Annotated in this window: 27 protein-coding genes; 11 read left to right on the top strand and 16 right to left on the bottom strand. The window is 37.9% G+C overall.

Annotation, left to right across the window (positions count from 1 at the left end; all coding sequences use genetic code 11):
- Window positions 1-2 precede the first annotated feature (2 nt).
- The 5 genes from hisH to hisC are packed head-to-tail and all read left to right on the top strand — an operon-like array spanning window position 3 to window position 3,792.
- A complete protein-coding gene (gene hisH, locus ACY9Z2_RS12930) occupies window positions 3-608 on the top strand; it encodes an imidazole glycerol phosphate synthase subunit HisH (protein ID WP_463610068.1) in 606 nt (201 codons plus the stop codon).
- A complete protein-coding gene (hisA, locus tag ACY9Z2_RS12925) occupies window positions 605-1,327 on the top strand; it encodes a 1-(5-phosphoribosyl)-5-[(5-phosphoribosylamino)methylideneamino]imidazole-4-carboxamide isomerase (RefSeq protein ID WP_463610067.1) in 723 nt (240 codons plus the stop codon). Before hisH ends, hisA begins: the two co-directional genes overlap by 4 nt.
- Complete coding sequence (gene hisF, locus ACY9Z2_RS12920; protein WP_463610066.1) at window positions 1,317-2,090, top strand: imidazole glycerol phosphate synthase subunit HisF; 774 nt, start codon at window positions 1,317-1,319, stop codon at window positions 2,088-2,090. The genes hisA and hisF overlap by 11 nt, the downstream gene beginning before the upstream one ends.
- A complete protein-coding gene (hisIE, locus tag ACY9Z2_RS12915) occupies window positions 2,081-2,719 on the top strand; it encodes a bifunctional phosphoribosyl-AMP cyclohydrolase/phosphoribosyl-ATP diphosphatase HisIE (RefSeq protein WP_463610065.1) in 639 nt (212 codons plus the stop codon). The genes hisF and hisIE overlap by 10 nt, the downstream gene beginning before the upstream one ends.
- Window positions 2,716-3,792, top strand: coding sequence for a histidinol-phosphate transaminase (hisC, locus tag ACY9Z2_RS12910; protein WP_463610064.1), 1,077 nt, complete (start codon window positions 2,716-2,718; stop codon window positions 3,790-3,792). The genes hisIE and hisC overlap by 4 nt, the downstream gene beginning before the upstream one ends.
- Before the next feature lie 102 nt (window positions 3,793-3,894).
- On the opposite strand, the gene ACY9Z2_RS12905 is transcribed toward hisC, so the two are convergent.
- The 9 genes from ACY9Z2_RS12905 to ACY9Z2_RS12865 all read right to left on the bottom strand — a co-directional run bounded on the left by ACY9Z2_RS12905 (window position 3,895) and on the right by ACY9Z2_RS12865 (window position 12,411).
- Entirely contained in the window at window positions 3,895-4,608 is a 714-nt protein-coding gene (locus ACY9Z2_RS12905; RefSeq protein ID WP_463610063.1) for a SurA N-terminal domain-containing protein, read from the bottom strand.
- 408 nt (window positions 4,609-5,016) lie between these two features.
- A complete protein-coding gene (locus ACY9Z2_RS12900; protein WP_463610062.1) occupies window positions 5,017-5,739 on the bottom strand; it encodes a DsbA family oxidoreductase in 723 nt (240 codons plus the stop codon).
- Between the two features lie 65 nt (window positions 5,740-5,804).
- Window positions 5,805-6,674 (bottom strand): MBL fold metallo-hydrolase, encoded by an 870-nt coding sequence (locus tag ACY9Z2_RS12895; protein WP_463610061.1) that lies wholly within the window; start codon window positions 6,672-6,674, stop codon window positions 5,805-5,807.
- A 239-nt stretch (window positions 6,675-6,913) separates the two neighbouring features.
- Window positions 6,914-7,363, bottom strand: coding sequence for a DUF2188 domain-containing protein (locus ACY9Z2_RS12890; RefSeq protein WP_463610060.1), 450 nt, complete (start codon window positions 7,361-7,363; stop codon window positions 6,914-6,916).
- A gap of 62 nt (window positions 7,364-7,425) precedes the next feature.
- A complete protein-coding gene (locus ACY9Z2_RS12885; RefSeq protein ID WP_463610059.1) occupies window positions 7,426-8,289 on the bottom strand; it encodes a VanW family protein in 864 nt (287 codons plus the stop codon).
- 241 nt (window positions 8,290-8,530) lie between these two features.
- The gene (gene fni / locus ACY9Z2_RS12880; RefSeq protein ID WP_463610058.1) at window positions 8,531-9,589 is read right to left on the bottom strand and encodes a type 2 isopentenyl-diphosphate Delta-isomerase; all 1,059 of its coding nucleotides are present in this window, start codon (window positions 9,587-9,589) and stop codon (window positions 8,531-8,533) included.
- Window positions 9,590-9,606: 17 nt separating this feature from the next.
- A complete protein-coding gene (locus tag ACY9Z2_RS12875; RefSeq protein ID WP_463610057.1) occupies window positions 9,607-10,530 on the bottom strand; it encodes a DMT family transporter in 924 nt (307 codons plus the stop codon).
- 415 nt (window positions 10,531-10,945) lie between these two features.
- Window positions 10,946-11,788: a VOC family protein gene (locus ACY9Z2_RS12870; RefSeq protein WP_463610056.1), complete on the bottom strand. Its 843-nt coding sequence runs from the start codon at window positions 11,786-11,788 to the stop codon at window positions 10,946-10,948.
- 77 nt (window positions 11,789-11,865) lie between these two features.
- Window positions 11,866-12,411 carry a hypothetical protein gene (locus tag ACY9Z2_RS12865; protein ID WP_463610055.1) on the bottom strand — a complete coding sequence of 182 codons (546 nt, stop codon included), beginning with the start codon at window positions 12,409-12,411 and terminating at the stop codon, window positions 11,866-11,868.
- A gap of 84 nt (window positions 12,412-12,495) precedes the next feature.
- Here ACY9Z2_RS12865 and ACY9Z2_RS12860 point away from each other — a divergent pair, with 84 nt between their 5' ends.
- Together ACY9Z2_RS12860 and ACY9Z2_RS12855 are read left to right on the top strand one after the other, a co-directional pair.
- On the top strand, window positions 12,496-13,116 hold the full coding sequence (locus tag ACY9Z2_RS12860; RefSeq protein WP_463610054.1) for a TetR/AcrR family transcriptional regulator: 621 nt from the start codon (window positions 12,496-12,498) through the stop codon (window positions 13,114-13,116).
- Window positions 13,100-13,639, top strand: a complete 540-nt coding sequence (locus ACY9Z2_RS12855) for an HD domain-containing protein (RefSeq protein WP_463610053.1) — start codon at window positions 13,100-13,102, stop codon at window positions 13,637-13,639. The genes ACY9Z2_RS12860 and ACY9Z2_RS12855 overlap by 17 nt, the downstream gene beginning before the upstream one ends.
- Window positions 13,640-13,758: 119 nt before the next feature.
- Here the strand turns inward: ACY9Z2_RS12855 and rsgA are convergent, their stop codons facing one another.
- The 4 genes from rsgA to ACY9Z2_RS12835 all read right to left on the bottom strand — a co-directional run bounded on the left by rsgA (window position 13,759) and on the right by ACY9Z2_RS12835 (window position 17,962).
- Window positions 13,759-14,823, bottom strand: coding sequence for a ribosome small subunit-dependent GTPase A (rsgA, locus tag ACY9Z2_RS12850; protein ID WP_463610052.1), 1,065 nt, complete (start codon window positions 14,821-14,823; stop codon window positions 13,759-13,761).
- A 363-nt stretch (window positions 14,824-15,186) separates the two neighbouring features.
- The gene (locus ACY9Z2_RS12845) at window positions 15,187-16,011 is read right to left on the bottom strand and encodes an aldo/keto reductase (RefSeq protein WP_463610051.1); all 825 of its coding nucleotides are present in this window, start codon (window positions 16,009-16,011) and stop codon (window positions 15,187-15,189) included.
- A gap of 66 nt (window positions 16,012-16,077) precedes the next feature.
- Entirely contained in the window at window positions 16,078-17,721 is a 1,644-nt protein-coding gene (abc-f, locus tag ACY9Z2_RS12840; RefSeq protein ID WP_463610050.1) for a ribosomal protection-like ABC-F family protein, read from the bottom strand.
- A 109-nt stretch (window positions 17,722-17,830) separates the two neighbouring features.
- On the bottom strand, window positions 17,831-17,962 hold the full coding sequence (locus tag ACY9Z2_RS12835; RefSeq protein WP_463610049.1) for an RAxF-45 family protein: 132 nt from the start codon (window positions 17,960-17,962) through the stop codon (window positions 17,831-17,833).
- A 388-nt stretch (window positions 17,963-18,350) separates the two neighbouring features.
- Between ACY9Z2_RS12835 and ACY9Z2_RS12830 the strand changes: the two genes are divergently transcribed.
- A complete protein-coding gene (locus ACY9Z2_RS12830; protein WP_463610048.1) occupies window positions 18,351-19,784 on the top strand; it encodes an amidase family protein in 1,434 nt (477 codons plus the stop codon).
- A 40-nt stretch (window positions 19,785-19,824) separates the two neighbouring features.
- Here ACY9Z2_RS12830 and ACY9Z2_RS12825 read toward each other — a convergent pair whose 3' ends face one another.
- Complete coding sequence (locus tag ACY9Z2_RS12825; protein ID WP_463610047.1) at window positions 19,825-20,337, bottom strand: hypothetical protein; 513 nt, start codon at window positions 20,335-20,337, stop codon at window positions 19,825-19,827.
- 170 nt (window positions 20,338-20,507) lie between these two features.
- Between ACY9Z2_RS12825 and ACY9Z2_RS12820 the strand changes: the two genes are divergently transcribed.
- From ACY9Z2_RS12820 to bioB, 3 genes are all read left to right on the top strand, one after another.
- On the top strand, window positions 20,508-22,271 hold the full coding sequence (locus ACY9Z2_RS12820) for a methyl-accepting chemotaxis protein (protein ID WP_463610046.1): 1,764 nt from the start codon (window positions 20,508-20,510) through the stop codon (window positions 22,269-22,271).
- Between the two features lie 563 nt (window positions 22,272-22,834).
- Window positions 22,835-23,434, top strand: a complete 600-nt coding sequence (locus tag ACY9Z2_RS12815) for a biotin transporter BioY (protein WP_463610045.1) — start codon at window positions 22,835-22,837, stop codon at window positions 23,432-23,434.
- Between the two features lie 19 nt (window positions 23,435-23,453).
- Entirely contained in the window at window positions 23,454-24,446 is a 993-nt protein-coding gene (gene bioB / locus ACY9Z2_RS12810; RefSeq protein ID WP_463610044.1) for a biotin synthase BioB, read from the top strand.
- 220 nt (window positions 24,447-24,666) lie between these two features.
- Here the strand turns inward: bioB and ACY9Z2_RS12805 are convergent, their stop codons facing one another.
- Window positions 24,667-25,248 carry a DNA-3-methyladenine glycosylase I gene (locus ACY9Z2_RS12805; RefSeq protein WP_463610043.1) on the bottom strand — a complete coding sequence of 194 codons (582 nt, stop codon included), beginning with the start codon at window positions 25,246-25,248 and terminating at the stop codon, window positions 24,667-24,669.
- Window positions 25,249-25,259: 11 nt separating this feature from the next.
- Window positions 25,260-26,102, bottom strand: a complete 843-nt coding sequence (locus ACY9Z2_RS12800; RefSeq protein ID WP_463610042.1) for a sulfurtransferase — start codon at window positions 26,100-26,102, stop codon at window positions 25,260-25,262.
- Window positions 26,103-26,187: the final 85 nt, after the last annotated feature.

Raw genomic sequence — 26,187 nt, 5'->3', positions numbered from 1 at the left:
TAATGATCGCAATAATAGATTATGGTGCAGGAAACATAAAAAGTCTTCAGTTTGCCTTTGAAAAAATCGGCATGGAAACGTGCGTTACTTCTGAAAAAGAAATCATTAGAAAGAGTAAAGCGATTGTTTTACCAGGAGTGGGGGCGTTTAACGATGCAATGAAAGCTTTAGACCATTACGATTTAACTGAGTTCCTCAAACAAGAAGCATTATCAAGAAAGCCCTTTTTAGGAATATGTTTAGGCATGCAATTGTTGTACGATCGCAGCTTTGAAGATGGTTCTTGGGATGGACTTGGGCTATTTGAAGGTCAGGTTGAAAAAATCCCTCCCTACGTTAAAGTACCACATATGGGCTGGAACAGCTTGTTACATCATCAAAAAAGCCCTATTATCCAAGATGTTAAGAGTGATTCATATGTGTATTTTGTTCATTCTTACTATGTCACTAAACTTAAAAACGAAACACTTATTAGTAGTTGTGACTATGAGAACCAAATACCGGCAATCGTTCAACAAGCCAACGTTATAGGGATGCAGTTTCATCCAGAGAAAAGTGGCGAAACTGGATTACAGCTTTTAAAGAATTTCGGGGAGATGATACTATGATTCTTTTTCCAGCAATAGATATTCGGAACGGCAAATGTGTCCGTCTTACACAAGGAGATTATGATCGGGAACAAATTTATAGCGATTCACCAGCTAAGATAGCCAAACAATGGGAAAGTCAAGGGGCGTCATATATCCATGTTGTTGATCTAGACGGTGCAAAAACCGGTGAAATGACCAACTTAGACACGATTAAGAAAATCGTTGACTCTGTAGGGATTCCTGTTCAAGTGGGTGGTGGGATTCGCTCGATACAAAGCCTAGAAAATTACCACTCAATTGGTGTTTCTAGAATGATTATTGGTACAGCGGCTATCAAAGATAAAACGTTTCTTCGTGAAGCAGCTTCCATTTACGGGGAAAAGATCGCTGTATCGATAGATGCACGCAATGGTAAAGTTGCGACAAATGGTTGGCTTCATACAAGTGACATTAAAGCAGTTGATCTGGTAAGAGAACTAGACACTCATGGAGTACAGACCATCATCTATACAGATATTTTAAAAGACGGCATGCTTGCAGGTCCGAACGTTGACGAACTCGCAGAGGTAAACAGTATGACGAAGCAAAACATTATTGCCTCTGGAGGGATTTCAAGTTTAAAAGACATTAAACAATTAGAAGAAATGAACCTTTACGGTGCCATACTAGGAAAAGCTTTATACAATGGTTCCCTATCATTAATTGACTTGGTAAAAGGTGATAATTATGCTCGCTAAACGAATCATTCCATGCTTAGACGTAAATCATGGTCGAGTCGTAAAAGGGAAAAAATTTAAAGACATACAAGACGTAGCTGATCCAGTAGAAATGGCAAGACGATACAGTGAACAAGGTGCCGACGAACTAGTCTTTTACGACATTACTGCCTCAAGTGACAATCGAAACATTTTTCTAGACATTGTCGAAAAGGTGGCTGCTGAAATCACAATCCCATTTACAGTTGGTGGCGGAATACGTACTGTTGACGATGTTCATCGTGTGCTGCGCGCTGGTGCGGATAAAGTTTCGATTAACAGTGCAGCCGTTAAAAATCCCACTTTATTAACCGAGGCAGCATTGAAATTTGGAAGTCAATGTATCGTTCTTTCCATTGATGCCAAAACAACATCTGAAAACGAAATATCCGTTTTTCTGAATGGTGGTCGTGTGCAAACACAGTTGGATGCAATCGAATGGGCAATTCATGGCGAGAAGCTTGGTGCGGGTGAATTAGTTGTGAATGCAATGGATGCTGACGGTGTAAAAGAAGGCTACAATGTACAGCTCATGAAACGTTTTGCAGAAAGTGTGAACATACCAGTCGTTGCTAGTGGTGGTGCTGGAACAATGGAACACTTTGCTAGCGTTTTACAGAAAGGGATAGCCGACGCTGCACTTGCTGCTTCCGTATTCCATTACAACGAAATTCAAATCCCGAAATTGAAAAAATACTTGATGTACAACGATATTCAAATAAGGAGTGTGGAATCATGCAAGTAGAAATTGGTCAACTTTCTTTTGACGAAAACGGCCTTATCCCATCGGTTATACAGGATGTAACTACCGGCGATGTTTTGATGCTTGGCTATATGAACCAGGAATCGTTAGCCAAAACGCTAGATACGAATGAAACATGGTTTTTTAGTCGTTCAAGACAAACATTGTGGAATAAAGGAGCTACATCAGGCAACAAACAGATCGTTAAAAAAATTTCATTTGATTGCGATGCTGACTCACTGTTAATCCAAGTTGAGCCACAAGGCCCAGCTTGTCATACCGGAAAAGCATCATGCTTTTATCGTAATCTTTATGAAAATGAGCCGAATACGCGAAATGTCGTACACAATCTAACCAAACTAATTAGTGAAAGAAACGAAAATCCAGTGGATGGTTCCTATACTACTTACTTGTTTAATGAAGGCATTGATAAAGTACTTAAAAAAGTTGGTGAAGAGGCTAGTGAAGTAATTATCGGAGCTAAGAATAATGATAAGCAAGAAGTTATTTGGGAAATTGCTGATCTCACTTATCACTCACTTGTGCTAATGGAGATACTTGGGGTATCGGTTAACGATATCAAACAGGAATTATCTAAACGTCACATAAAAAAAGAAGGTAATAAAAAGTGAATAAATTTTGGAGTAATGCTGTCTTACGTACTGAACCATATACTCCGGGTGAACAGATCGATTCTGATGAACTAATTAAGTTAAATACAAACGAAAATCCATATCCACCGTCCCCACTAGTGATGGAAGCAATCCAAAATGAGCTTAACCGAAAATTACACCGTTACCCATCGCCTAGTATTGATTTATTGCGGAATAAAATAGCTGATTATTATCAACTAGAGTCCAATCAAATTTTTGTAGGAAATGGTTCAGACGAGGTTCTCGGATTTAGCTTTATGGCTTTTTTTGAACCAGGGAAAACAATTCGTTTTCCATCGATCACATATAGCTTCTATCCTGTTTATGCAAAACTTTTTGATATTCCTTACGAGGAAGTTTCGTTGAATCGGGATTTCACTATAGCTGTGGATAAGTTTTTCGAATCAGATGGTGGTGTGATTTTTCCAAACCCGAACGCTCCAACAGGAATTTATCTCACCTTAACAGACATTATCGATATTGTGGAGAATAACCAAAACTGTGTAGTAATTATCGATGAGGCATACATCGATTTTGCAAAAGAATCTGCAGTTAGCCTGGTAAACAAGTACGAAAATTTACTAGTAGTACAAACGATGTCAAAATCTCGTTCCTTAGCAGGTCTGCGTGTGGGATTTGCTATTGGAAACCCAAAATTAATCGAAGCACTCAATCGAATCAAAAATTCCTTTAATTCCTATACACTCGATCGTTTGGCCATAGCTGGTGCGGAAGCCGCCATGATAGATGTTGAATATTTTAATGAAACAATCGAGAAAATAAAAAACACACGAAAATGGGTTGACGAAGCACTCAAAAAAATTGGATTCTCATCATTACCCTCTGCAGCAAACTTTCTTCTTGTACAACATTATAAAATCAATGCATTAACACTATATAAAGAGCTAAAAAAGCAGGATGTGCTGGTTCGTTATTTTAACAAACCTCCCATTGATAATTATTTACGGATTACGATTGGTACAGACGAAGATATGACATTGTTGATTAACAAACTAAATTTAATTACAAACACAAAGACTCCCGTCAACTAAGATGACGGGAGTCTTATTTATATCGTTAGAAAGTAGACCTTATAAGAAGAACTTTGGTATTCGCTATTTAGGACGAGGCGAATACCCGAATTTCTTCTAACATTAGATCATGTGCTTAATTTCTGCATTTTCTTGTAGGGTTTGAATTTTTTCTTGCAACTGCTTTTGCTGCTTTTGTTGCTTTAATTGAGCTTTAATTTGTTCTTTTACTTCCTCTAGCTTAGGAATCTCTTTACTCTGTTCTTTTAATTTATCATAGTATGCTTGGACTTCTTTATCCGTAACTTTTTCAACCTTAACTTCTTTTTCCATATACTTTTCAAGCGTTAATTCAAATTTTAACTGCTCTTTAAAAGACTGCTCTGTTAAATTTAATTGTTCTAATGTACTTGCATATTGTTCAGCATTTCCAGATTTCACTGTTTCCAGTTGCTTTTGTACTTCTTCATCTGGAATTTTAATCCCCTGTTCTGCAGCTGCCTGTTTAATTAATGTTTGCTGAACAATCACGTTCAACGTTTGCTTTTTAACGTTCTCAAGGTCACTAATATCTTGTCCATATTGACTCATTAATGCTTTGGTTTGGCTATACGAGGCATTATATTCTGCGCCTGTAATTTCTTCACCATTTATTTTGGAAACAATTTTATCTTTCTCTACCTTTTCTTTATCGGTAATTTTAACATCTTCCATTTTGGGTTGTGCTGATTGTTCGCTTTTCTTATCTTTATTTTCATCACTGGCAGTGTCATCACCACATGCTGCCAATATGGTTGCTAACCCTAATGCGAAAACTAACATGAGAATCTTTTTCATGATGCATTCCCTCATTTCTTATTTTGTCCTTACATTCAAACACATTACTAATACTGTTTGCAAGTACAAGCTTTGCGTAAATAACCATCAATCCTTATTATAGCAGGATTTATGAAGACTTTTACACTTTAAAGACAATTTCATGAAATGAATTACTAATTTTTTACACAGTAGAAAAATTGGCTAACCGCCAAGCTTTAGCTGGCACTTATACTGACATCCTTACTATCAGTAGTAAGAAAAGCGCAAGCGCCCGTATAGAAGCGGACGCATAAGCAAGGGACCGTAGAACGCATGGGTTTAGCGTTCGAAGTGTCCATTGCTTATGACGGCAGTTTCTGGGCGATGGAGCTAGACAACTTTTCGTTTATACTTTCTTTGCTCTTAAAAAAAGCTAACAAGTTTCTGTTAGCTTTCTTCTATGTCACACCCGTCACCTGTACAATAGGTGGTTTTAGATTTCTTTGGATTTAATGACTGCAATGATGGTTTAGCACTTTCTTCTTCCCAAACCTTATCTAGTACTTCTAAAAAAACTTCAGGTGGCTGGGCACCAGAAACAGCATATTTTTCATTGAATACGAAAAAAGGAACACCTTGAACACCAATTTGTTGTGCTTCTTGTTCATCGCCTCTAACCGCATTTGCAAACTGATTTGAATCGAGCGCATTCATTACTGCACTTTTTTCAAGTCCAACCTCATCAGCAAGTTTACTTAGTGTATCAAAATCTGCAATATGCAGGGATTCTGTGAAGTATGCTTGTAGTAACCGCTCTGTCATTTCTTTTCCTTTTCCTTGTTTTTCAGCGTATTTTGCTAAGCGATGTGCGTCAAACGTATTTGTGTGCTGCATTGTGTCAAATCGATAGGTCAATCCCAATTCTGCCGCCTGGGCCGCTAAATTTTCATTGGATTGTTTAGCCTTCTCAATACTCATACCATACTTGTCTGCTAGTAGCTCATGAATGTTTTTATCTGGATTTTTTTCTGCATTCTGATCTAATTCATAGCTTTTATATGTGATTGTCACGTGATCATTATTAGAAAATTTTTCTAAAGCTAACTCCAATCTGCGTTTACCGATGTAGCAGAAAGGACATACAAAATCTGAATAAACGTCAATTCTCATAACTAACACCTCATTTCTGTTAGTTATTGTAGCACATTGCGCTGTTTCTTAATAACGTTGTGCTTTTAATGAAGGTCTTTGTCCGTATACTTACCATAATCGGGAATTGCAACTTCACCGAAGTTTTCCACTAATTGTTTTAATTCTTTTTCTAGTTTTTCATTCTCCATCGATGGACCGTGACCTGTCACAATAAGACTTGGATTTAGTACAGCAAGTTTTTTAACCGAGTTCCATGCTTCCTGCCAATCAGTCGTCAGATAACGTGGTGGACCATTTAATTCCGCACTTTGCATCAGAACATTGTAAAACGAATCTTGTTTAACGGTTATACATGCATCACCAGAAAGTAAAGTACGATCTTCTTCCCTAAAAAAAGATACATGCCCAGGCGAATGACCAGGAGTGTGAACCCATTTCCAATCTTTTAATTCTGGAACACTTCCGTCAGCAGGTAAAGGCTGTATCCATTCACCAAGATCTATTGGTTCATTTGGAAAGAGTTTAGAAGCCTTAGCAACAAGTCCCCCTTCCACTGTTGGGTCTGGCTCAGGATAAGACTTTTGGCCAGTTAGGAAAGGAATCTCAAGCTCATGGGCATAAACCGGAACTTCCCATTCCGCAACCAAATCTTCTAATCCGCCTACATGGTCAAAATGTCCATGTGTCAAGATTATTGCTGCAGGTTTACTATCACGACCAAAACGATCCACGGCAACCGACTTTATCTCAGGTGCAGCTTTCGGCATACCTGCGTCAACTAAAATCCACTCACCAACACCCGGGGTCCCGATAAAACCAATGTTAACAATTTGATCTGTATAGTAATAAACATCATTACGCACCTGTGTCCCCATTCCACTTGTGATAGAAGTCATCGGCATAAAGCGAAGCAGACTATTCATTGTGCTATTTTCATTTTGTTGTTTATCCATTATGTCACCCTCCAATTTTCCTTAGTATTCGTAGTGACCCGTAATTTAATCATAGGAAAATTTCGGTGGAGGCTGTTCATTTATAGGATTGTATTTGAAGAGATTTGGATCGTAAATTTCAGATTTGGACTGTATCTTTGAAATCTGGATTGTAAATTTCTGATTCGGATCATAAATTTCAAATCTGGATCGTATTTCCGTTACAATTAAAAATCTCCCGCAAACGCGAGAGACTTCATTTAATAGGATTGTTGTTCCTGTAACGATCCATCCTGTTTATAAATTTTCAAGTTGGTTCCTTTATTTTGAGCGATTTCACGTGCCCGTTTTACTGCATCATTTTTATTTTCAAAAACATCACTTGGCTGTTTTGCATTACTTGATTTAACCGCCCAGCCATCGTCATGTGCTACAACCTGTTCACCCTCCTCAAGACGTTCAGGATTATTTTCATACTTTTTCCCTTCCTCTGATCGTTCTGTGGGCTTTCCACTACTTTTATATTCATCAATTTCTTGTTTACTTGCGTTGTCATACCATTCTTTCGCTTGACTTGTCGCAATCGGAATAGCACGATCCTCGCTATATCCCTCGTCCACCATTGAGTTGGCGATATCAATTGCTTTTTTCCGAACTGCTTTGTCCAAATTTTTAAAAGAAGATGGATAATCATTTAATGTCCAAGGCATCTGTACTCCTCCTCTAAGCTTTTTATGTACAATACCCAGTCTAATTGATGATAAACCAAAAACTAATTTCTATTGTGTAGTTCAACGCTGTTCGATGAATAGATAGCAATCTTCATGTTTCCATTTTTAGATGTTGCTCGTATTAAAATTGGTTGATTGTACGTATTTTTAAAGACAAAATCTGGTCCCCACCAACTTACCGTGGCGTCACGCCCGGGTGGAACATATGGAACACTACGACTATGCGAATAACGCTCCACAATTTGAATTCCTTTTAAATTTACAGCATTAAAAAGGGTCGAGGACACTTGGCAAATTCCCCCACCAATATCTTCTGCTAGTTCCCCTTTCACGATAACTGGGGCTCGCTTATAACCTTTCTTTTCTGTTCGCTTCCCTACAACTTTATTAAAAGAAAACGTTTCTCCCGGAAAAACTACATGATTGTTAATTGCATCGGCCGCAAGTTTAATGTTATGCGAGCGCTCTTTATTACTTTCTTTAAATTGGGTAACATAATAACCTATTTCATTCTCTTTTATCTCAGCAATTAATTCACTGTCGACCTTAGGAAAAACCGCTTGTTTTGGTATGTCCATTTTAGTGGGCTGTCCTAAGTAAAATGACTCATAAAATTGCTGTTTGAATTTTAATCGATCTAATAAGATACCAGATTTTTCTTGAACTATTTTTCCATTTTCATCTAAGGTGGCATTCACTGGTTCTTTATATATTTTTTCGTTTAATTGTTTCATTAACATGTCTAATTTTCCGTCATTAACAAAAATAGCATCAACATACGACATCTCGTATTGATTGAGTTTAACCGTTTCAAGTGTTTTTTCATCATCCGTTATGATTAACTGATTTTCCAAATTTTCTATTGGCACCATCCATAAAAAAAGTGAAAAAATAAATGCGGTCATGATAGCATCCCTCCTTTTATCGCAGTTTGACGGGCAGTAATACCCCCATTTCAAAAAATTAGGTAGCTCGAAGAATTTTAAGTGGGATATAAACCGACCGTAAAACCCGATTGGTTCAACTACCATTAAATGAGTGAAAGCGAAAACCACCACTTAATGGAGTTTCACTTTATTAGTATTGGTTGAAGGAATGCATTTCATGTAGTTTTTGCGTGAAATAAAAAAAGCCAACTCAAAGAGTTTAGCTTTTTTCTTCTAGTAAAGACCGCCCCATAATGGACACGCGATTAGTATTTTTTAGTTCTTCAATTGATTGAACACCGATACCAAACATCGTCATTTTCAATTCAAATTCTATTTGAGTCATCGTTTGCATTACTGCATCTGCAGATTCCGTTGCAGCCTGTAGTAGTTGTCTAGCGAATCCGATAACATCTGCACCAATTGTTAATGCTTTGGCTGCATCGACACCTGTTTTCATTCCGCCACTCGCTACAACTGGAACCGCTGAACCTAATTCACTTCGAACAGAGACAATGCAATCTTTAGTTGGAATGCCCCAATTATTAAATGCTTCAGCTGAAGCTTTTCGGAGTGGGTCTTTCGAACGCAATTTCTCGACCTGACTCCACGAAGTTCCACCAGCTCCAGAAACATCGATATACGACACTCCTGCCTCATAAAGTTTCTTAGCTACACTACCATCTATTCCAAATCCTACTTCTTTTACACCAACTGGGACAGTAAGCTTCTTACAAACTTCTTCAATTTTCGGGAGCAATTGATGAAAGTTTGTATCCCCTTCATCCTGTGTTATTTCCTGCAAGCTATTTAGATGAAGGTATAGGGAATCCGCTTCAGTTAGGTCAACAATTTTTTGACATTCTTCTGCGCCATATCCGTAATTAAATTGGACTGCACCGATATTTGCAATTAGTGGAGCAGTTGGTGCATGCTGACGAATGAGAAATGAATCCTTATGTGCATCACTTTCAAGAAGTGCGCGCGTTGACCCGAGCGCAATTGCCCAGCCTTTTTGTTCTGCAGCAATAGCTAAATTATGATTAATTTCTTCAGCCAATTCCGATCCCCCAGTCATTGAACTAACGAGAAACGGAGCTTTCAATTTTTTGTCCAAAAATACGGTGTCTAACTGAATGTCGTCAAAATTTATCTCGGGTAAAGCGTTATGTATAAATGAAATTCCTTCAAGTCCCGTTGTTTTATTGACACCTTCCACATTATCATTCAAGCACAAACGAATATGTTCCGTCTTACGCTTATTAATTCCTAAATCCATTAATATGCACCCTCCATTTATCGTGTTGCAGCCAATCGCTTATTTTTTAAATAAGGATGTAACGTTACAAAATATACACCCATAATTACCATTAACATTCCAGCCAACTGTGTCCAAGAAATGGTAGAATTATATAAGGCTACCGCCAACCATGCTGTATTTATTGGGACTAGATTCATATATATACTGGATTTGCTTGCTCCAATTTGCTTGATACCATGGTTCCAAAGCAAAAATCCAATCACTGATGAACAGACAATCATGAAAAGCATTTCACCCCAGGATTGGAGAGACATACGAAATACGTCATCCCAACTGTTTTCGAATAGGGACACAATCCCGAGAAAAAAAGATCCAATCAATGTTGTCAATGTAGTCGTAACAACTGGCGTAACCTCACGCATGGCAATCTTCCCTAGAAGCCCGTGTGCCACCCAACATAACAACCCACCAATAAACAACAAGTCCCCAGCATTGAATTCAAGTGATAATAACGTGGAAAAAGACCCTCTTGAAATAACGACAACTACCCCTATTAATGATAGGATTAGCCCAAATCCCAATTGTTTATTCCACACTTCACCTAAAAATAATACTGCACCTAACGTCACAAGGACAGGTGTTGTAGCAACAATCAATGAACCATTTATTGCTGAGGTAATATCAAGGGCAATGAAAAAGAAAATATTATAACCAAATATACCGGTGATAGCCATTGCTAAAATGGGTTTCCATTGCTTTTTAATGGCTTGTAAATCTATTTTTTTCTTCCATAATACATACACTAACAGTAAAATTCCGGCAGTTCCAAATCGAAATGCAGCAGCAGTAACCGGTGGAACCTCTGTTATAACATGCTCAGCAGCCACAAAAGCCCCACCCCAGAACAATGGAACAAGGAGCATCCAGAAATATATTGCTATCGAATGATTGTTATTCATAAAGATCCTTCTCCCATTTTCTATCCTGCAAGCACTATATCAAAAGCCTATGTAAAAAGCCAACCGCAAAGGTTAGCTAGACAAGAAAAGTGCAGGCGACTGCTTAGCGGCGTACAAATAGATAGGCAGGTGAATAGTAGGGTGTTCTTTCCCTACTTTCATCCTGACTAACTATTTGTTAGACGCTAGGAGCCGGAGCTAGACAAGAAAAGCACAGGCGACTGTTCAGCGGCGTACAAATAGATAGACAGGTGAATAGTAGGTTGTTCTTTCCCTACTTCATCCTGACTAACTATTTGTTAGACGCTAGGAGCCGGAGCTAGACAAGAAAAGTCCAGGCGACTGTTCAGCGGCGTACAAATAGATAGGCAGGTGAATAGTAGGGTGTTCCACACCGGCTACTATCCAGGGTTTCTTAAAAATAAATACGGTTCCCAGATGGGTCTGCTACCAAATATTGTTCTCCATCTAAGTTAACCGGAATATCTAACCCCTGTAACCGTTTGACAATTTCCAACCGTTCGTGTTGAGGGACATAAATAACGTAGCTTTTTAAGCCAGATTCATCATCTGCCGGTACTGATCCTCCCGTACTATTCCATGTATTCAACCCAATATGGTGATGGTATCCTGCTGAGGAAATAAATATAGCTTGTTGACCATACAAATTTACGATTTTAAATCCAAACCCCTTGGTGTAAAATCGTTCGACATCAGATAGGTCTGAAACCTGTAAATGAATGTGTCCAATAATCGTTTCGCTCGGCATCCCACGCCACCCATTTTCGGCTACTTCAGTCATTAAAGCATTTACATCAAGTGGAAGTGAGGTCATTTCCACTTCTTCACCTAACCAATTCCATTCATCTGAACTACGGTCAACATAAATTTCGATACCATTGCCATCTGGATCTGCAAGGTACAATGCTTCACTTACCGAATGGTCAGACGCCCCTTGCACAGGATAACCAATATGCATAAAATGACGCAATATTTTTGCAAGATCCACTCGCTCTGGTAATAAAAAAGCTATATGAAAAAGCCCTGTTTTACGAGAATCTAGGGGCTTTGCATTATCTATTTGTTCAATAGTAACCATAGTTTTTACTCCGCCAGCAGATAATTTCGCAAGATGGGGCTGTTCTTCGATGACTAAAAAACCTAGTACATTTTGATAGAAATAAAGTGAGCGTTCTAAATTTGAAACTTTGAGATGAACATGATTCACATGCATCGTTTTATCCGTATGAAAAGACATAGGTGGGACTCCTCTAAACCAGTTATAGTTAAAACTAGTTTACTTGTTTTTCGACTTTTTTGAAAGAGAAAAGAAATTTACCTTACCACATTCGGATCTTTTTTGGGAAATAACGTGTAACTAAAACTAATAAGAAAATCTAACCCTAACACAAGGGTCCATAATCTTCCTGTTTGATAAAGCGCCTCTGTTTGTGAAGGATTACCTACAAAAACGATAATGCCACCCAATATCGCAACACCAATTATCCAGGCTAGCAAGTGATGATACCAGCCACTTCTTTCTTTTTTTGCAAATGCTTTTCCGTATTTCTTTTGCTTATCGGGTTTCGGTCCGCCAGCAAAATAATAAAAGAAACGCTGATCTGCCCACTTAATCATTTGATGACCAAATGCCACACTCACCCCAATATAAATTGCAGCAATTCCATGTACAGTAGAAGCAACCGCACCATTTTTCAAATCCATCACCGTAACAATCAAAAGTAAGAGATCGACTACTGGTGTACAAATTAATAATACATTACTTAACTTTCTTTTTTTCAAAACGTATCTGGAAAACAAACCTGCTAAAACAAATACCCAAAACCCAATTTCACACGCAACAATAACCCAACCTAACATCTTCATTCCCCTTTTTAGCACAATTGTATTAAAACGACTATAGCATACGAACTTGATTTAGTACAGATGTGTTATAATAAAAATATGCCAAAAATAGTGAATCATGAACAACGAAAAATTAAAATTGCAGAAGCAACTTGGAAAGTTATTGTGAATGAAGGACTCGAGCAAGCATCCGTCAGAAAAATTGCTAAGATAGCAAATATGTCCGTTGGGTCACTTCGTCATTATTTTTCTACGCAATCAGAGCTGTTTTTATTTTCGATGCAGCTCGTATCCGATCGAGTAAAAAATCGTGCATCACGTAAAAACTACGACGGTCCACCGCTTCACGTTATGCAGGAATTACTAAGTGAATTCCTACCAATCGATGACGATCGGCGAATAGAAATGGAGGTATGGATGGTTTTTTCATCAAAATCAATTGTCGACCCATCGTTAAAGGAGTTAAGTCAAAAAGTATACGATGAAATGCACTATGCTGTATCGACTGTAGTAAACAGACTTTCAGAATTAGGGTTACTACGACAAGGTTTGGATAAATCGATGGAAATTGAGCGACTATATGCACTAATTGATGGAATGGCATTACACGGTATCCTTCACCCAGACCGCTTTCCGATAGAGAGTATGAAAGATACATTAAAGTACCATTTGAAATCATTGTGTAGAAATGTAGGTGGATATTTTGAAACAGAAAGCTAAAGAGTTTGCGAAAAAAGCACACAATGGACAACTAAGGAAGAACTCAGGTATGCCGTATATTACCCATCCCATTAGGGTTGCCGAACGACTAGAACGAGTCGGATTTTCAGACGAAGTTGTTTGCGCCGGATATTTACACGATGTTGTGGAGGATACACTTCATGAAATGGAAGATATCGAAGCAGCATTTGGTCCAAGAGTTGCGAAATTAGTAGCTGCACATACCGAGGATAAGTCGAAATCATGGTCTGAACGAAAACAGCACACCATTGATACTGTTCGAAATGCCGAAAATGAAGTAAAGTTCTTAATTGTAGCGGATAAACTGGACAATCTACTTGACCTTGAAAAAGCCTTATCCCTAAAAGGAGATGCTGTTTGGCTTAATTTCAACGCGGGGATAGAACAACAAAAATGGTACAACGAATCCATAGCAAGGGAAATGTACGTGGGACTTGCTCCGTCCGAAATTCCAAACTATTTTCATGAATACGAGGAAGCTGTTAAACGTGTGTTTTCATGACGTCCTACCTTTACATTTTTAACTAATCTGAGCAAAATAATGTTGGATTTCAGTAATTCAGCATTTCCCAACCTACGATAAAACACCTTCCTCTATCACGAGAGGAAGGTGTTTATTTGTTATCGTTTTTTACGAAATTTGTGCATATCATGCTGCGCTTTTGAAATCTTTTTCCATTTATTTTTTTCTTCTAAATGCGCTTTTTGATCTTGCTTTCTTTTTTCATATGCCAGCTCACGTTGCAATTTCAAATAGCTCCGGAACCGTTCTTCCGACAATTCTCCGTTAGCTATTGCCTCTTGTACGCTACAACCAGGTTCGGTATCATGCTGACAGTCGGTAAACTTACACTCAGCAGCTAACGTCTCAACATCTTGAAAAGTCGCATCTATTGCTGATTCGCCTTCCCAAAGCTGTAGTTCCCGCATTCCAGGAGTATCGATTAACAACGCTCCATTCGGCAACTGAAACATTTCCCGGTGTGTTGTTGTGTGACGACCCTTGCTATCCGCCTCGCGGACATCCTTTGTTTCTTGTACAACATTTCCAATTAAGGTATTAACCAAAGTAGACTTTCCAACACCTGATGAACCTAGCAATGCAGCAGTTTTTCCGGTTGGCAAATATTCAAGAAGTTCATTTATACCTTCCTTGGTAAGGTTGCTTATTGGAATAATAGGTACGCCAATCGCCACCTCTTCAACCTGGGCAATAATTGTTTCAATTTCTTCTGGTGGACAAACGTCTTTTTTCGTCAAAACAATAACTGGCGTTGCTCCACTTTCATACGTTGATAAAATATATCGCTCAATCCGACGTAAATTTAAATCATGATTTAGTGAATTAACGATAAAAACCGTATCCATATTCGTTGCGACTATCTGTGCCTCTGTTTTAGTTCCAGCTGCTTGTCGAACAAATTGACTCTTTCGAGGTAGAATCTGGTTAATGACTGCTTTCCGTTCATCAACCAACTTTTGCGCCACGACCCAATCACCTACAGCAGGATAATCTATAGAACTAGTCGCTTGATTTATAAATTTTCCACTTACATGTGAAAAATATTCCATATCACCATCTATTACTCGATAGCTGTTTTTTTGCACCGCAATAACGCGGGCTACATTTTCTTCATTTGTAACTTGGACAGACTGATCCCATCCAATTGCTTCTAATTTATTCAATGTTAATTTCCTCCTAGTATATCGGAGGAAAGACCGTGCTTACGCTGACCGTTCCTCCATTTTAATCTGTGTTTTGTTGTTTACTATATTTTTTACATTCGCCATAAAACACCACTCCTTTTAAAATGGATGAACAAGATTTCTATATAGTATACTACAAAAAAATTGTAGATGCTTCAACTATTTTTATTCAATTGAAAATTTTTTATAAACAATTCATCGTGAAAGACAAAATTTGATAATTATTTCCTGGGAAATACAATAACTGACATAAAGTGATTCTTCATTAAGAGGGGGGGTTACTGACCATTAAGGCGAAATAAAAACAGGCGAAGATTGAATCCCCGCCTGTTTGTTACGTGTTTATCGATTATTCATTTCACTCGGTTCTGGACCTTTACGTTCATTGCGATCTAATTCAGTAATTTTCTTCATATCATCATTGCTTAGTTCAAATCCGAACACGTCAAAGTTTTCTTCAATACGTGATGGTGTTACAGATTTCGGTATAACAATTCTTCCGCTCTGTAAATGCCAACGAATAATAACCTGTGCAGCTGTTTTATCATGATTACTTGCGATTTCTTTTATGATATCGTTATTCAACACTTCGCCACCTTGCATCAATGGGCTCCATGCTTCTAAATATATATCATTCTTCTGACAAAATTCTTGTAACTTTGTTTGCTGCAAGTATGGATGACATTCTACTTGGTTAACAACAGGTGTTACTTCACATTCATCTAATAAACGCTGTAGATGCTCGATATTAAAATTACATACACCAATTGCTTTCGCACGCCCATCCTTATATAGTTTTTCCATCGCTTTATATGTTTCAACATAATCATCAAATTCTGGAGTTGGCCAGTGAATAAGGTATAAATCAACATAATCCAGACCTAGTTTTTCAAGACTTTCGTCAAACGCCTTTAACGTATTATCATATCCTTGATCGGAATTCCACACCTTTGTTGTAATGAAAAGATCTTCACGTGGGACTTCACTGGTATCAAGTGCCTTTCCTACTCCACGTTCATTTTTATAAATCATTGCTGTATCAATAGAACGGAATCCAACCTCAAGTGCTTTTGATACTGCTGGTGTTGCTTCATCTTCTGGAACCTGCCATACACCATAGCCAAGCTGTGGCATACGCACCCCGTTGTTCAATGTAATAAACTTCATCTAATCGCATCCTTTCACTGATACTGTATTAGCAGTTTATCATACGGAAGATTGTGTGGAAAAAAATTAGCTTTTTAGTGAATCCAATTCAGTCCACTTCTTCCTAGCAAACGTAAAACTGCCTTCAAATCTAGTCAATTTTTCATCAGCAACTAAATACGTTAATGGAAATAATCGATCTAAAAAATAGCGATCATGCGAAACTGCAATAATGGTGCCATCAAATTGCTCCAATGCATCCTCTAATACCTCTTTTGATTCAATATCCAGATGGTTAGTCGGTTCATCCAATATCAATAAATTATGGTCTTGGTGAACAAGCTGTGCCAAGCGCAAGCGCATTTGCTCCCCGCCGCTTAGGCTGCTAACTTTTTGAAAAACGGTATTTCCGTAAAAGAGAAATCGAGCCAATATTCCGCGCGCATCACCTTCTGTCACATGAACCTGATCACGGAATTCATCGATTATCGATCGATCTTCACTCATTTCTAGCATATGTTGAGAAAGAAATCCAACTGATAAATTACTACCAAGTTGAATGGTACCTTCCTCGTAATTCTCAGTCCGCAAAATCATTTTCAGAAGCGTCGACTTTCCACAGCCGTTCTCTCCGATAATGGCAATACGTTCCTGGAACCGCACATGCATATTTACTCCAGATAATAGCGTCTTATCCTCAAATCGTTTCGAAACATCGTCTACAATAACAACGTCTTTTCCACTTCGTTTGTTCATTTGAAAATCTAAGTTTATCTTTTTCTGTTCTAAAATTGGTCTCTTCAATTTCTCCATACGATCCAATGCTTTTTCCATACTTTTCGCGCGGCGATGCAAGCCTGCGTTTGGAGGATTAGCCTGGTTTGCCCATTCCTTTAAACGTTTAATGGTGTCCCGCATCTTCTTCATTTTCTTTTGTTGGTCTTGATATTGCTGAAACTCAATTAGTAGCCGTGCCTCTCGCTCCTTCACGTACTCCGTATAATTGGTAAAATACCGAATAAGTTCGCCTTGATCCATTTCCAAAATAGTTGTAACTGTTTCATCTAAGAAGTAACGATCATGCGAGACAATCACAATGGTACCTGGGTAATTCTTGATAAAATCAGTCAGCCATTCGATCGCAAATAAATCAAGATGATTAGTCGGTTCATCCAGAAGCAATAAATCTGGTGCTTGCAATAAAAGCTGAGCCAATCCAACTTTTGTCCGTTCTCCACCACTTAGCTGATCCCATTTTTTCTGTGATAACTCTGTTATTTGTAACCCGCTCATAATTCGTCTAATTTGCGAATCGATCTCATAGCCGCCATCTTCTTGAAACTTTTCCTGTAATACACCATATTTTTCAATGTGGCGTGTTAATTTATCTGGGTCTGATTCCGTTGCCATCGCATGTTCTAAGTCAGTCATTTTTTGCTTTAATTCTTTTAGCGTATCAAAAACGTCGTACAATAATGCTTCAACCTTTTTATTATCCGCATACTCTGGTGTTTGCTCTAATAGACCAACCGTTAAATTTTTCTTCCAGTTGATTGTTCCTTCTGCCGGATCAGTTTTTTTAGCTAACAAATGGAGTAACGTCGTTTTCCCCTCTCCATTTCTTCCAATAAGTCCAATCCGTTCATTTTCTTTTATCTCACATGTCATATCACTAAAAATAGTATTTGCACCATGTGTTTGGGTAACATTTCTCACACTACATACAATCATTTTCTCTTCCTCCGATTTGAAGAGACAATCTTTTTTGGATACAAAAAAACGACAGAGAATACAGCTTCCCCGTCGTCCTTCACGTTATCCGTATATGGGTAGATGTCTCTTACTGGTATTGTTGATTTAATTGTTTAAAAAAGGACAGACGTATCCCGTTGTAAACTAAATCAGCAAAAAGCGCATAACACATCCAGAGGTATTCTCTGAACTTTGTAATGCCTTTACCAGTTTGAAACATGTTACCCACCTCCTTTAAATAGTTGTTTTTAGTTTATTCGAAAAGATTGAGAAAGTCAAGAACATTAAATAGAACACCTGTTTGCAGTCATGCTACCTAGTATAATTAGAGTAGAAATCACTTCTCTGATTACACTTCTATTAAAGAAAAACGTGGTAACGATGTCGTTAGCATCATTACCCAAAAATAATGCTTCAACCGCAGCGGTAGCTTTTTATCCTCAATTCATTCCGTTTGCAATATAAGAAAATCTTTTTCAAAATAGATTATCCTGTATTTTCAACTTTTGTAATTACTTCCAACTGTTTAATTTACTTTTTCCAAAGGATTTCTATTAACAAAAATAGAATATATACTTATCAAAGAATTTTTATAGGAGGCTACATCTATGCCATTTAAACTTAACGAAGCAACCATACATACTATTCAAAAAGCAATTGATACCGGGGAGTTAACTGCCTTATCGTTAACCAAAATGTACCTAGAACGAATTGCTACGTATAATGCTACAGGACCAAAAATAAATGCTGTTATCGAAGTCAATCCTGATGCTTTACATATAGCAGAAGCATTGGATGTCGAACGTAATAATACCGGAAAGCGTGGGCCACTTCACGGTATGCCAGTATTAATTAAAGACAATATTGATTCAGGCGACAAAATGCATACCAGCGCTGGATCGGTTGCACTTGCAAACCACTACGCAAAGGAAGACGCCTTTGTGACGAAGCAACTACGTGATGCTGGAGCAATCATTCTAGGGAAAGCAAATTTAACAGAGTGGGCAAATTTTATGACAGAAGGCATGCCAAATGGCTATAGTTCACGTGGTGGTCAGGTACTTAACCCATATGGGCCAGGCAAGTTTGACGTAGGTGGTTCCAGTGCTGGGTCTGGTGCTGGTATCGCTGCAAATTTTGCTACTCTAGCAATTGGCACAGAAACGGACGGATCAATTTTGAGTCCTTCTAGCAGCAATTCCATCGTTGGAATAAAACCAACTCTAGGTCTAGTTAGTCGCTCTGGCATTATTCCAATCGCACATAGTCAAGATACTGCTGGACCGATGACACGAACCGTAGAAGATGCAGCGATTTTACTTGGAACCCTAACTGGTGAGGACAAAAAAGATCCAGCTACTGCTATAAATCCTGATCGAATATCGGACTATTCATCGTATTTAAAAATAGATGGGTTAGAAAACGCAAGAATAGGCGTGCCAAGAAACTACTTGACTGAACTCGATAAGTTCGAATTAGAGTTAATAGACCAAGCTCTAGAAGATATGAAAAAACAAGGCGCCACCATCATCGATTCGATAAAATTACCAGACGATTTACCTGATTCAAGTGTATTATTCCATGAGTTTAAAAATGGCGTGAACGCATACTTAGGAAAACTTCCATCTAGTTCACCAGTTCATTCATTATTTGATGTCATTCAATTTAATCAAGCAAACGCGGAAAAGGCATTAAAATATGGCCAAACATTGCTCACCAAGTCAGAAAGAAACAGTGGCACGTTAACCGAAGATGAGTATATTAATGACCGGTTGACAGATTTAAAGATATCTCAAGAAAAAATGCATGGAGTCATGGCTGAGCATCAGTTAGACGCTATTGTATTCCCTAATAACTATGGATCTACTATAGCTGCCAGAGCCGGTTTCCCATCTATTACAGTACCAGCTGGTTATACGGAACAAGGAAAGCCAGTCGGAGTTACCTTCTCTGGACTTGCCTTTTCTGAACCAAAATTAATTGAATTGGCTTATGCGTATGAACAAGCTACAAACCATCGTAAAGAACCGAATTTAGAGTAAAAAAAATGAGCAGTCTATTCAACGAAATAGATTGCTCTTTCTAACCTTCATTCCACACAATTTCCCCACACTGCTCCGTATGGTCAATTTTCACATCAAAATTATGCTTATTATAAAAATGCTTTAGCCGATTGACATGATCAAAGTCACGCTTTACTAAATCCCCAGTAATATATTGAAAGTTTTCTTCATGTGCTAAATCTTTTAAATGATTCATTAAAATAGAACCATAACCTTTGTTTTCTTCACCTTTTATATCAGCAATATGGATTGTGTTTTCGTCTTTATATTCTGCTTCTATTGCCGCATTCCATTTGCCACGAAAAGCAGAATCACAGTCATGAAGCATAATTTGGCATGCCTCTTCACCTTTATCTGCATAAATTATAACCCATTTTTGATGACCAGTTTGATCGATACTAACGATCTCCCACTTTTTTGCTATTTCTTTTATATTATTTTGCATCCGAAAAAGTTGTATTTCTAATGTATCCAATTCATCTTTTATTTCTTCTTTGCTTTTTGTTTCTTCTAAAAAAGCACTACCTACCATTTAAATCACCTTATTAGCATTGATTTGTGCCACTTTCACACACAATTTGCTATTTTACAGTATATGCTCAACAGATACAAATGTTAGATTTTTTAAACTAGTGCTAAATACTTAGTAGATATTTGTCGATATAATTAGAAAGCTTTTATTAATTGGGGGACATACATAAGATGAAAAAAAAGAAGAATAAGATGAAAGCACCTAAAGTGAAGAAGAACAGAACGAAACGTCCACTACGATTTAGTTGGAAAAACATAAGGATTGCACATAAATATCTTACGGTGTACATATTTACTGCATTGTTATTTTTAGTTGCGGGTTTTGTTGTATATATTCAATTAAGTCAAGGACAAGAGGATATCCAAGCTATTGACCGTAGAAGCGAACGCGTAAATGCAATGATGGAATTTTCATCTATCATGCAATTAAAGGATATTCAAATTGCCGATTTTATTATTACACAGGACCAAAAATATGTAGATAAGTATAATGAATATCGCGAAAAGTTTAGCGTTCTAAAAGAAGAACTAACACCGAAAATGGAAACGGAAAAACAAAAGGAAATTTTTACACAGATTCAACAAAACGATACAAAGCTGAATACGGCATTTTTGACAGACATCCCACATGCAGTAGCAAGAGAACCGGAAAATATTCCAGCTTTACGCGAAGAAGTAAGTAGTTTACGTGCACAAAACGTCGAATTAATGAACGAATTAATTTCAATTGTTAAAGATAAACAACAACAGGCAGTTGAAGACGCCCAAGGTAGTATAAGCCAAAGCACCATCGTATTAGGTGTTGCGAATGGATTGGCAATTGTTATTGGTATTATTTTATTATTATTAATTAGCCGGAAAATTTCGGCAAACCTGCGTAAAGTAGTATCGATCACGCACGAGGTAGCAAATGGAAACCTTGCAGTAAAATCGATGGACTACGAAGGAAAAGATGAGATTGGACAGGTATCCAGTGCCGTTAACCAAATGAAAGGTAATATCCGCAGTATTGTTGCTAAAGTAGCAACTGCATCTGAATCTGTTTCATCCAGAAGTGATGAGTTAACACAATCAGCTAACGAAGTAAAAGTAGGTAACGAACAAATTGCTACCACGATGGAAGAATTATCTTCAGGTTCAGAAACACAAGCCAACAGTGCATCTGATTTATCAGAGAATATGAATGACTTCGTTCAAATCGTTCGTCAATCGGAGTTAGACGGTCAAGAAATCGCAAGCAAATCAGATGGCGTCATGCATCTGACTGCTGAAGGAAGCGCGTTAATGCGCAAATCAATGGATCAAATGAAGCGAATAGATGCCATCGTTTCCGAAGCTGTTGATAAAGTCCAAGGACTAGATAAGCAATCAGCTGAGATTTCCAAATTAGTAAAAGTTATTAAGGATATCGCTGATCAAACAAATCTACTATCTTTAAATGCTGCAATTGAAGCGGCACGTGCAGGTGAACACGGCAAAGGGTTCGCTGTTGTTGCTGACGAAGTACGAAAGCTCGCAGAACAGGTAACTTCATCTGTTGCAGAAATCACTGGCATTGTTTCTACCATCCAAAATGAAACCGATCATGTAGTTGTATCACTTAATAATGGATACAATGAAGTGAAAGAAGGAACCAACCAAATTGAAACCACGGGTAAAAGCTTTGAAACGATTAATGCATCCGTTTCGGAAATGACGACTAAAATTATTGCTATTTCCAACAACTTAAAAGGAATAGCAGCGAATAGTAATGAAATGAATAATTTAATAGAAGAGATTGCCTCCGTTTCAGAAGAGTCTGCAGCGGGAGTTGAACAAGCAGCAGCATCTGCCCAACAAACCTCTAGTTCTATGGAAGAGGTTTCACACAGTGCGGATGAATTAGCAGCTCTAGCCGATCAATTAAACAATGAACTTAAAGCTTTTAAGCTTTAGAAAAATAGTAATCTAGTACCAGCTATCATTACGGTAGCTGGTTTTTTATTTTGTTGCCTTTAATGTTCGTAGTTGAAGGCAACTAGTTTGGTTTGGTGATTGTGAATGTAAGTAAAGGACACTGATCGGTATCGGACTGAGGATGCCTTATTTACCTTTTTTTCCTTTATTTCGAAGATTAACGGACATACGATTCCTTATTCAGCTAAAAAACAGGACTTTCAACCGTTTTTACCCAAATAAGAAACCCTGAGTCCGATAACAAACGCATTTACCCTTATTTTTCACAAATAAGGAATCGTGTGTCCGATAGCTGCCATTCTGCACGCAATCGCAATCATTCCATTACGTTCAAAATTACTTCACTAGCCTTGTCCTCAGCGGAAATCAACGTTGCTGTTATCAGGTAATTGGAAATTTCACTAGCTCGCAGTTTACCGATTTTGTGACAAAACAACAATTTTTTAGATTTTGAGTGGACAATTTTTCTATTTATGGTAATCTAATATATGTTAACTTAAATAATAATAGGTTAACATTTGAAAATTGAGGAGCGATTTATCATGAAGAAAACTATGTGGACGCCATTAAACCTTACTATGGGAGCTTTATTTGTGGCATTAACTGCCATTGGCGCAAACATTACTACACTTGTCCCATTTTTAGTTATTGGCGGAGTTCCAATCACACTACAAACTTTCTTTGCTATTCTAGCAGGTATTGTACTTGGTAGCAGACTAGGTGCTTTTTCCATGTTTGTTTACATGATGCTTGGGTTGGCAGGTGCACCGATTTTCGCAAAATTTTCCGGTGGAATATCAACCATTCTATCACCTACCTTTGGTTTTATTCTATCATTTATTTTACTTGCATATGTCTCAGGAAAAATTGTAGAGCGCAAACGTGGCTTACCAATGTATGTGACTGCTGCCTTAGTTGGGATGATCATTAACTATGTTTTCGGTACAAACTGGATGTACGCTGCTTATCTTTTTTGGTTTGATGCACCAGAAGGATTTACCTATCAAATGGCATGGCTCTGGATGATGGTTCCACTACCAAAAGATATTGTACTTGCTATTCTGGCAGGAGTTTTTGCATTTCGATTAGAGCGGAGCGGGATTATTAAAGCTAAACATTATCGAACAGAAAAAACTGCTTAACTAATTGAGGAGGAATAGAATGCTAAATTTCAAATCGCTTGCAAATGAAGTTATAGAGGGATATGAAATTACAGAAGGGGAAGCAATGCAGATACTAGAATGTCCCGATGAAGATATTTTAGAATTGCTAAATAGTGCGTACCTTATTAGAAAGCATTACTATGGTAATAAGGTAAAACTAAATATGATTATTAATACAAAATCTGGTGCGTGTCCGGAAAACTGCGGTTACTGTGCCCAATCAAGGGACTCAACTAATCCTATTGAAAAATACCGAATGATGCATAAAGACACAATTGTAGCTGGGGCTGAAAAAGCACACCAGCTTAATTCCGGTACGTATTGCATTGTCGCAAGTGGACGCGGTCCAACTACTCGTGAACTGAGTCATGTTACAGCAGCTGTGAAAGAAATAAAACAAAGATATAATTTAAAGGTTTGTGCATGTCTTGGAATTTTAAAACCTGGACAAGCAGAGGAGCTTAAGGAAGCTGGGGTAGATCGTTACAATCACAATATCAATACATCAGAAAAACATCATGACAACATTACAACCAGCCACACCTATCAAGACCGTGTAGCTACGGTAAACAAAGCGAAAGCTGTTGGTATTTCGCCGTGCTCTGGTGTAATTGTAGGGATGAAAGAAACATTGGAAGATGTTATACATATGGCAATCGCACTTAAAGAGCTTGATGCTGATTCAATTCCTGTGAACTTTCTGCATGCGATGGAAGGCACATTGTTGGAGGGAACGGACGAACTAAATCCATTATACTGCCTGAAAGTCTTGGCTTTATTTCGATTCGTTAACCCAACCAAAGAAATTCGGATTTCTGGCGGTCGTGAAGTGAACTTACGGACCTTACAACCGCTTGGTCTATATGCAGCAAATTCTATATTTATCGGTGATTATTTAACAACCGCTGGTCAGGAAGGAACAAAAGACCATCAAATGTTACGCGACCTTGGTTTTGAAGTAGATTATGATCAAGAGCTACCTGTATTTTAGAGGCTGGGACATAAAGTAATCTATCATGAAAAATAACGAACGAAAATCTTTGTTAGCTTCGGAAATATACGTAGACTCCTGCGGGAAGTGAGAGATCGACGAGACCCCGGAGGACGTAAGTCCGAGGAGGCTCGTCACTCGCCCGCGGAAAGCGAAGTATATTTCCGAAGCGTTTTTTTGAACTGTTATCAGTCGTTCGGATTTTCTATGATATAATTACTTATGTCCCAGCTTCTTCTTTTTGCTTTCCGTAATACAAAAAACAGTCTTTTGTATGGTCATTAACCATGCCAGTGGATTGCATATAAGCGTAACAAATGGTTGGACCTACAAAAGAAAATCCACGCTTTTTCAGATCTTTACTCATTTTTTCGGATTCAGTGGTCGTAGCAGGAACCTCTGCATGATTTTTCCAATCATTTAAAATGGTTTCTCCCCCAACAAAGCTCCATATATAGGAATCAAAACTTCCAAATTCATCTTTTACCTTCAAAAACGCTTTTGCATTTTTCACGACAGAACGAACTTTCAATTTGTTGCGGATAATACCCTCGTCCTGCAATATCGCTTGGATTTTTGCTTCATCATAGTCTTGAATAATTACCGGGTCAAAATTATCAAATGCCTTTCGGTAATTTTCTCGCCGCTTTAATATCGTAATCCAACTAAGTCCAGCCTGCGCACCTTCTAGACAAAGCATTTCAAATAGTTCTTGGTCATCATGGGTAGGTCTGCCCCATTCATGGTCGTGATAATCAATATAAATTTGATCAGACGTTGCCCAATCACATCGTTTCGTCATCGGTCATTCCCCTATTCATCTTTTGTTTCAACTAGATTTTCATCATACGAAATCCAGTCACTATAACTACCTGGATAAAGTTTCACGTTCTTATACCCCGCCATTTTTAATGCCATAACATTTGGACATGCAGATACTCCGGACCCACACGAAACAATAATTTCTTCATCCTTTGAAAGGTCTTTAAAGGTATCTTCTAATTCTTTTTCACTTTTCCACGAGCCGTGTTCGGTAAGTACATTTTTCCAGAAGTAACTTTTTGCTCCAGGTATATGTCCAGCTTTTGCATATAATGGTTCCGTTTTTCCAAGGTATCTATCTTTTCCACGTGAATCTAGTAAAGTTGCTGACCGATCAGTTAATCTCTCTTTTACCTGATTGATATCTACTACTTCGTCTTCTTTTATCTCAGGTATAAATTGCTTCATTTCTGGTACCGGAATTTTACTCGTTACAACATTGCCTTTCTCTATCCATGTTGAAATTCCACCATCCAACACATAAGCTTTTTCATGGCCCATATAATCGAGTAACCACCAAAGTCTAGCGGCAAACATATCATTATCTTCATCATAGATTACTACGGTTGCCTCCCGATCAATCCCGATTTCACCAAGCTTTTCTGCGAATATTTCAACATCAGGAAGCGGGTGATTACCACCATGTTCTTTTTTAGGACTAGATAAATCCTTATTTAGATCTAAATACATCGCAGTTGGGATATGTCCTTTTTCATAGGCCTGTCTACCTTCATCCGAATTCGCCAATGAGAATCGAACATCAACAACTACTAGGTCGTTTACACCCTTTTCTAATTGCTTTTTCAACCAATTAACAGAAACCAAATAAGACACGATTATCTCCTCCTATTTTCTCTTAATGAAAGTATTTCACATTAAGCCTAATCTAGCAATTTTTCCATATACGAAACTAATATAC

This window comes from Virgibacillus sp. GM2-2 (assembly GCF_055329585.1).
The sequence above is the reverse complement of the archived record's forward strand: the minus strand, read 5'-3'. Positions and strand labels throughout refer to the sequence as shown.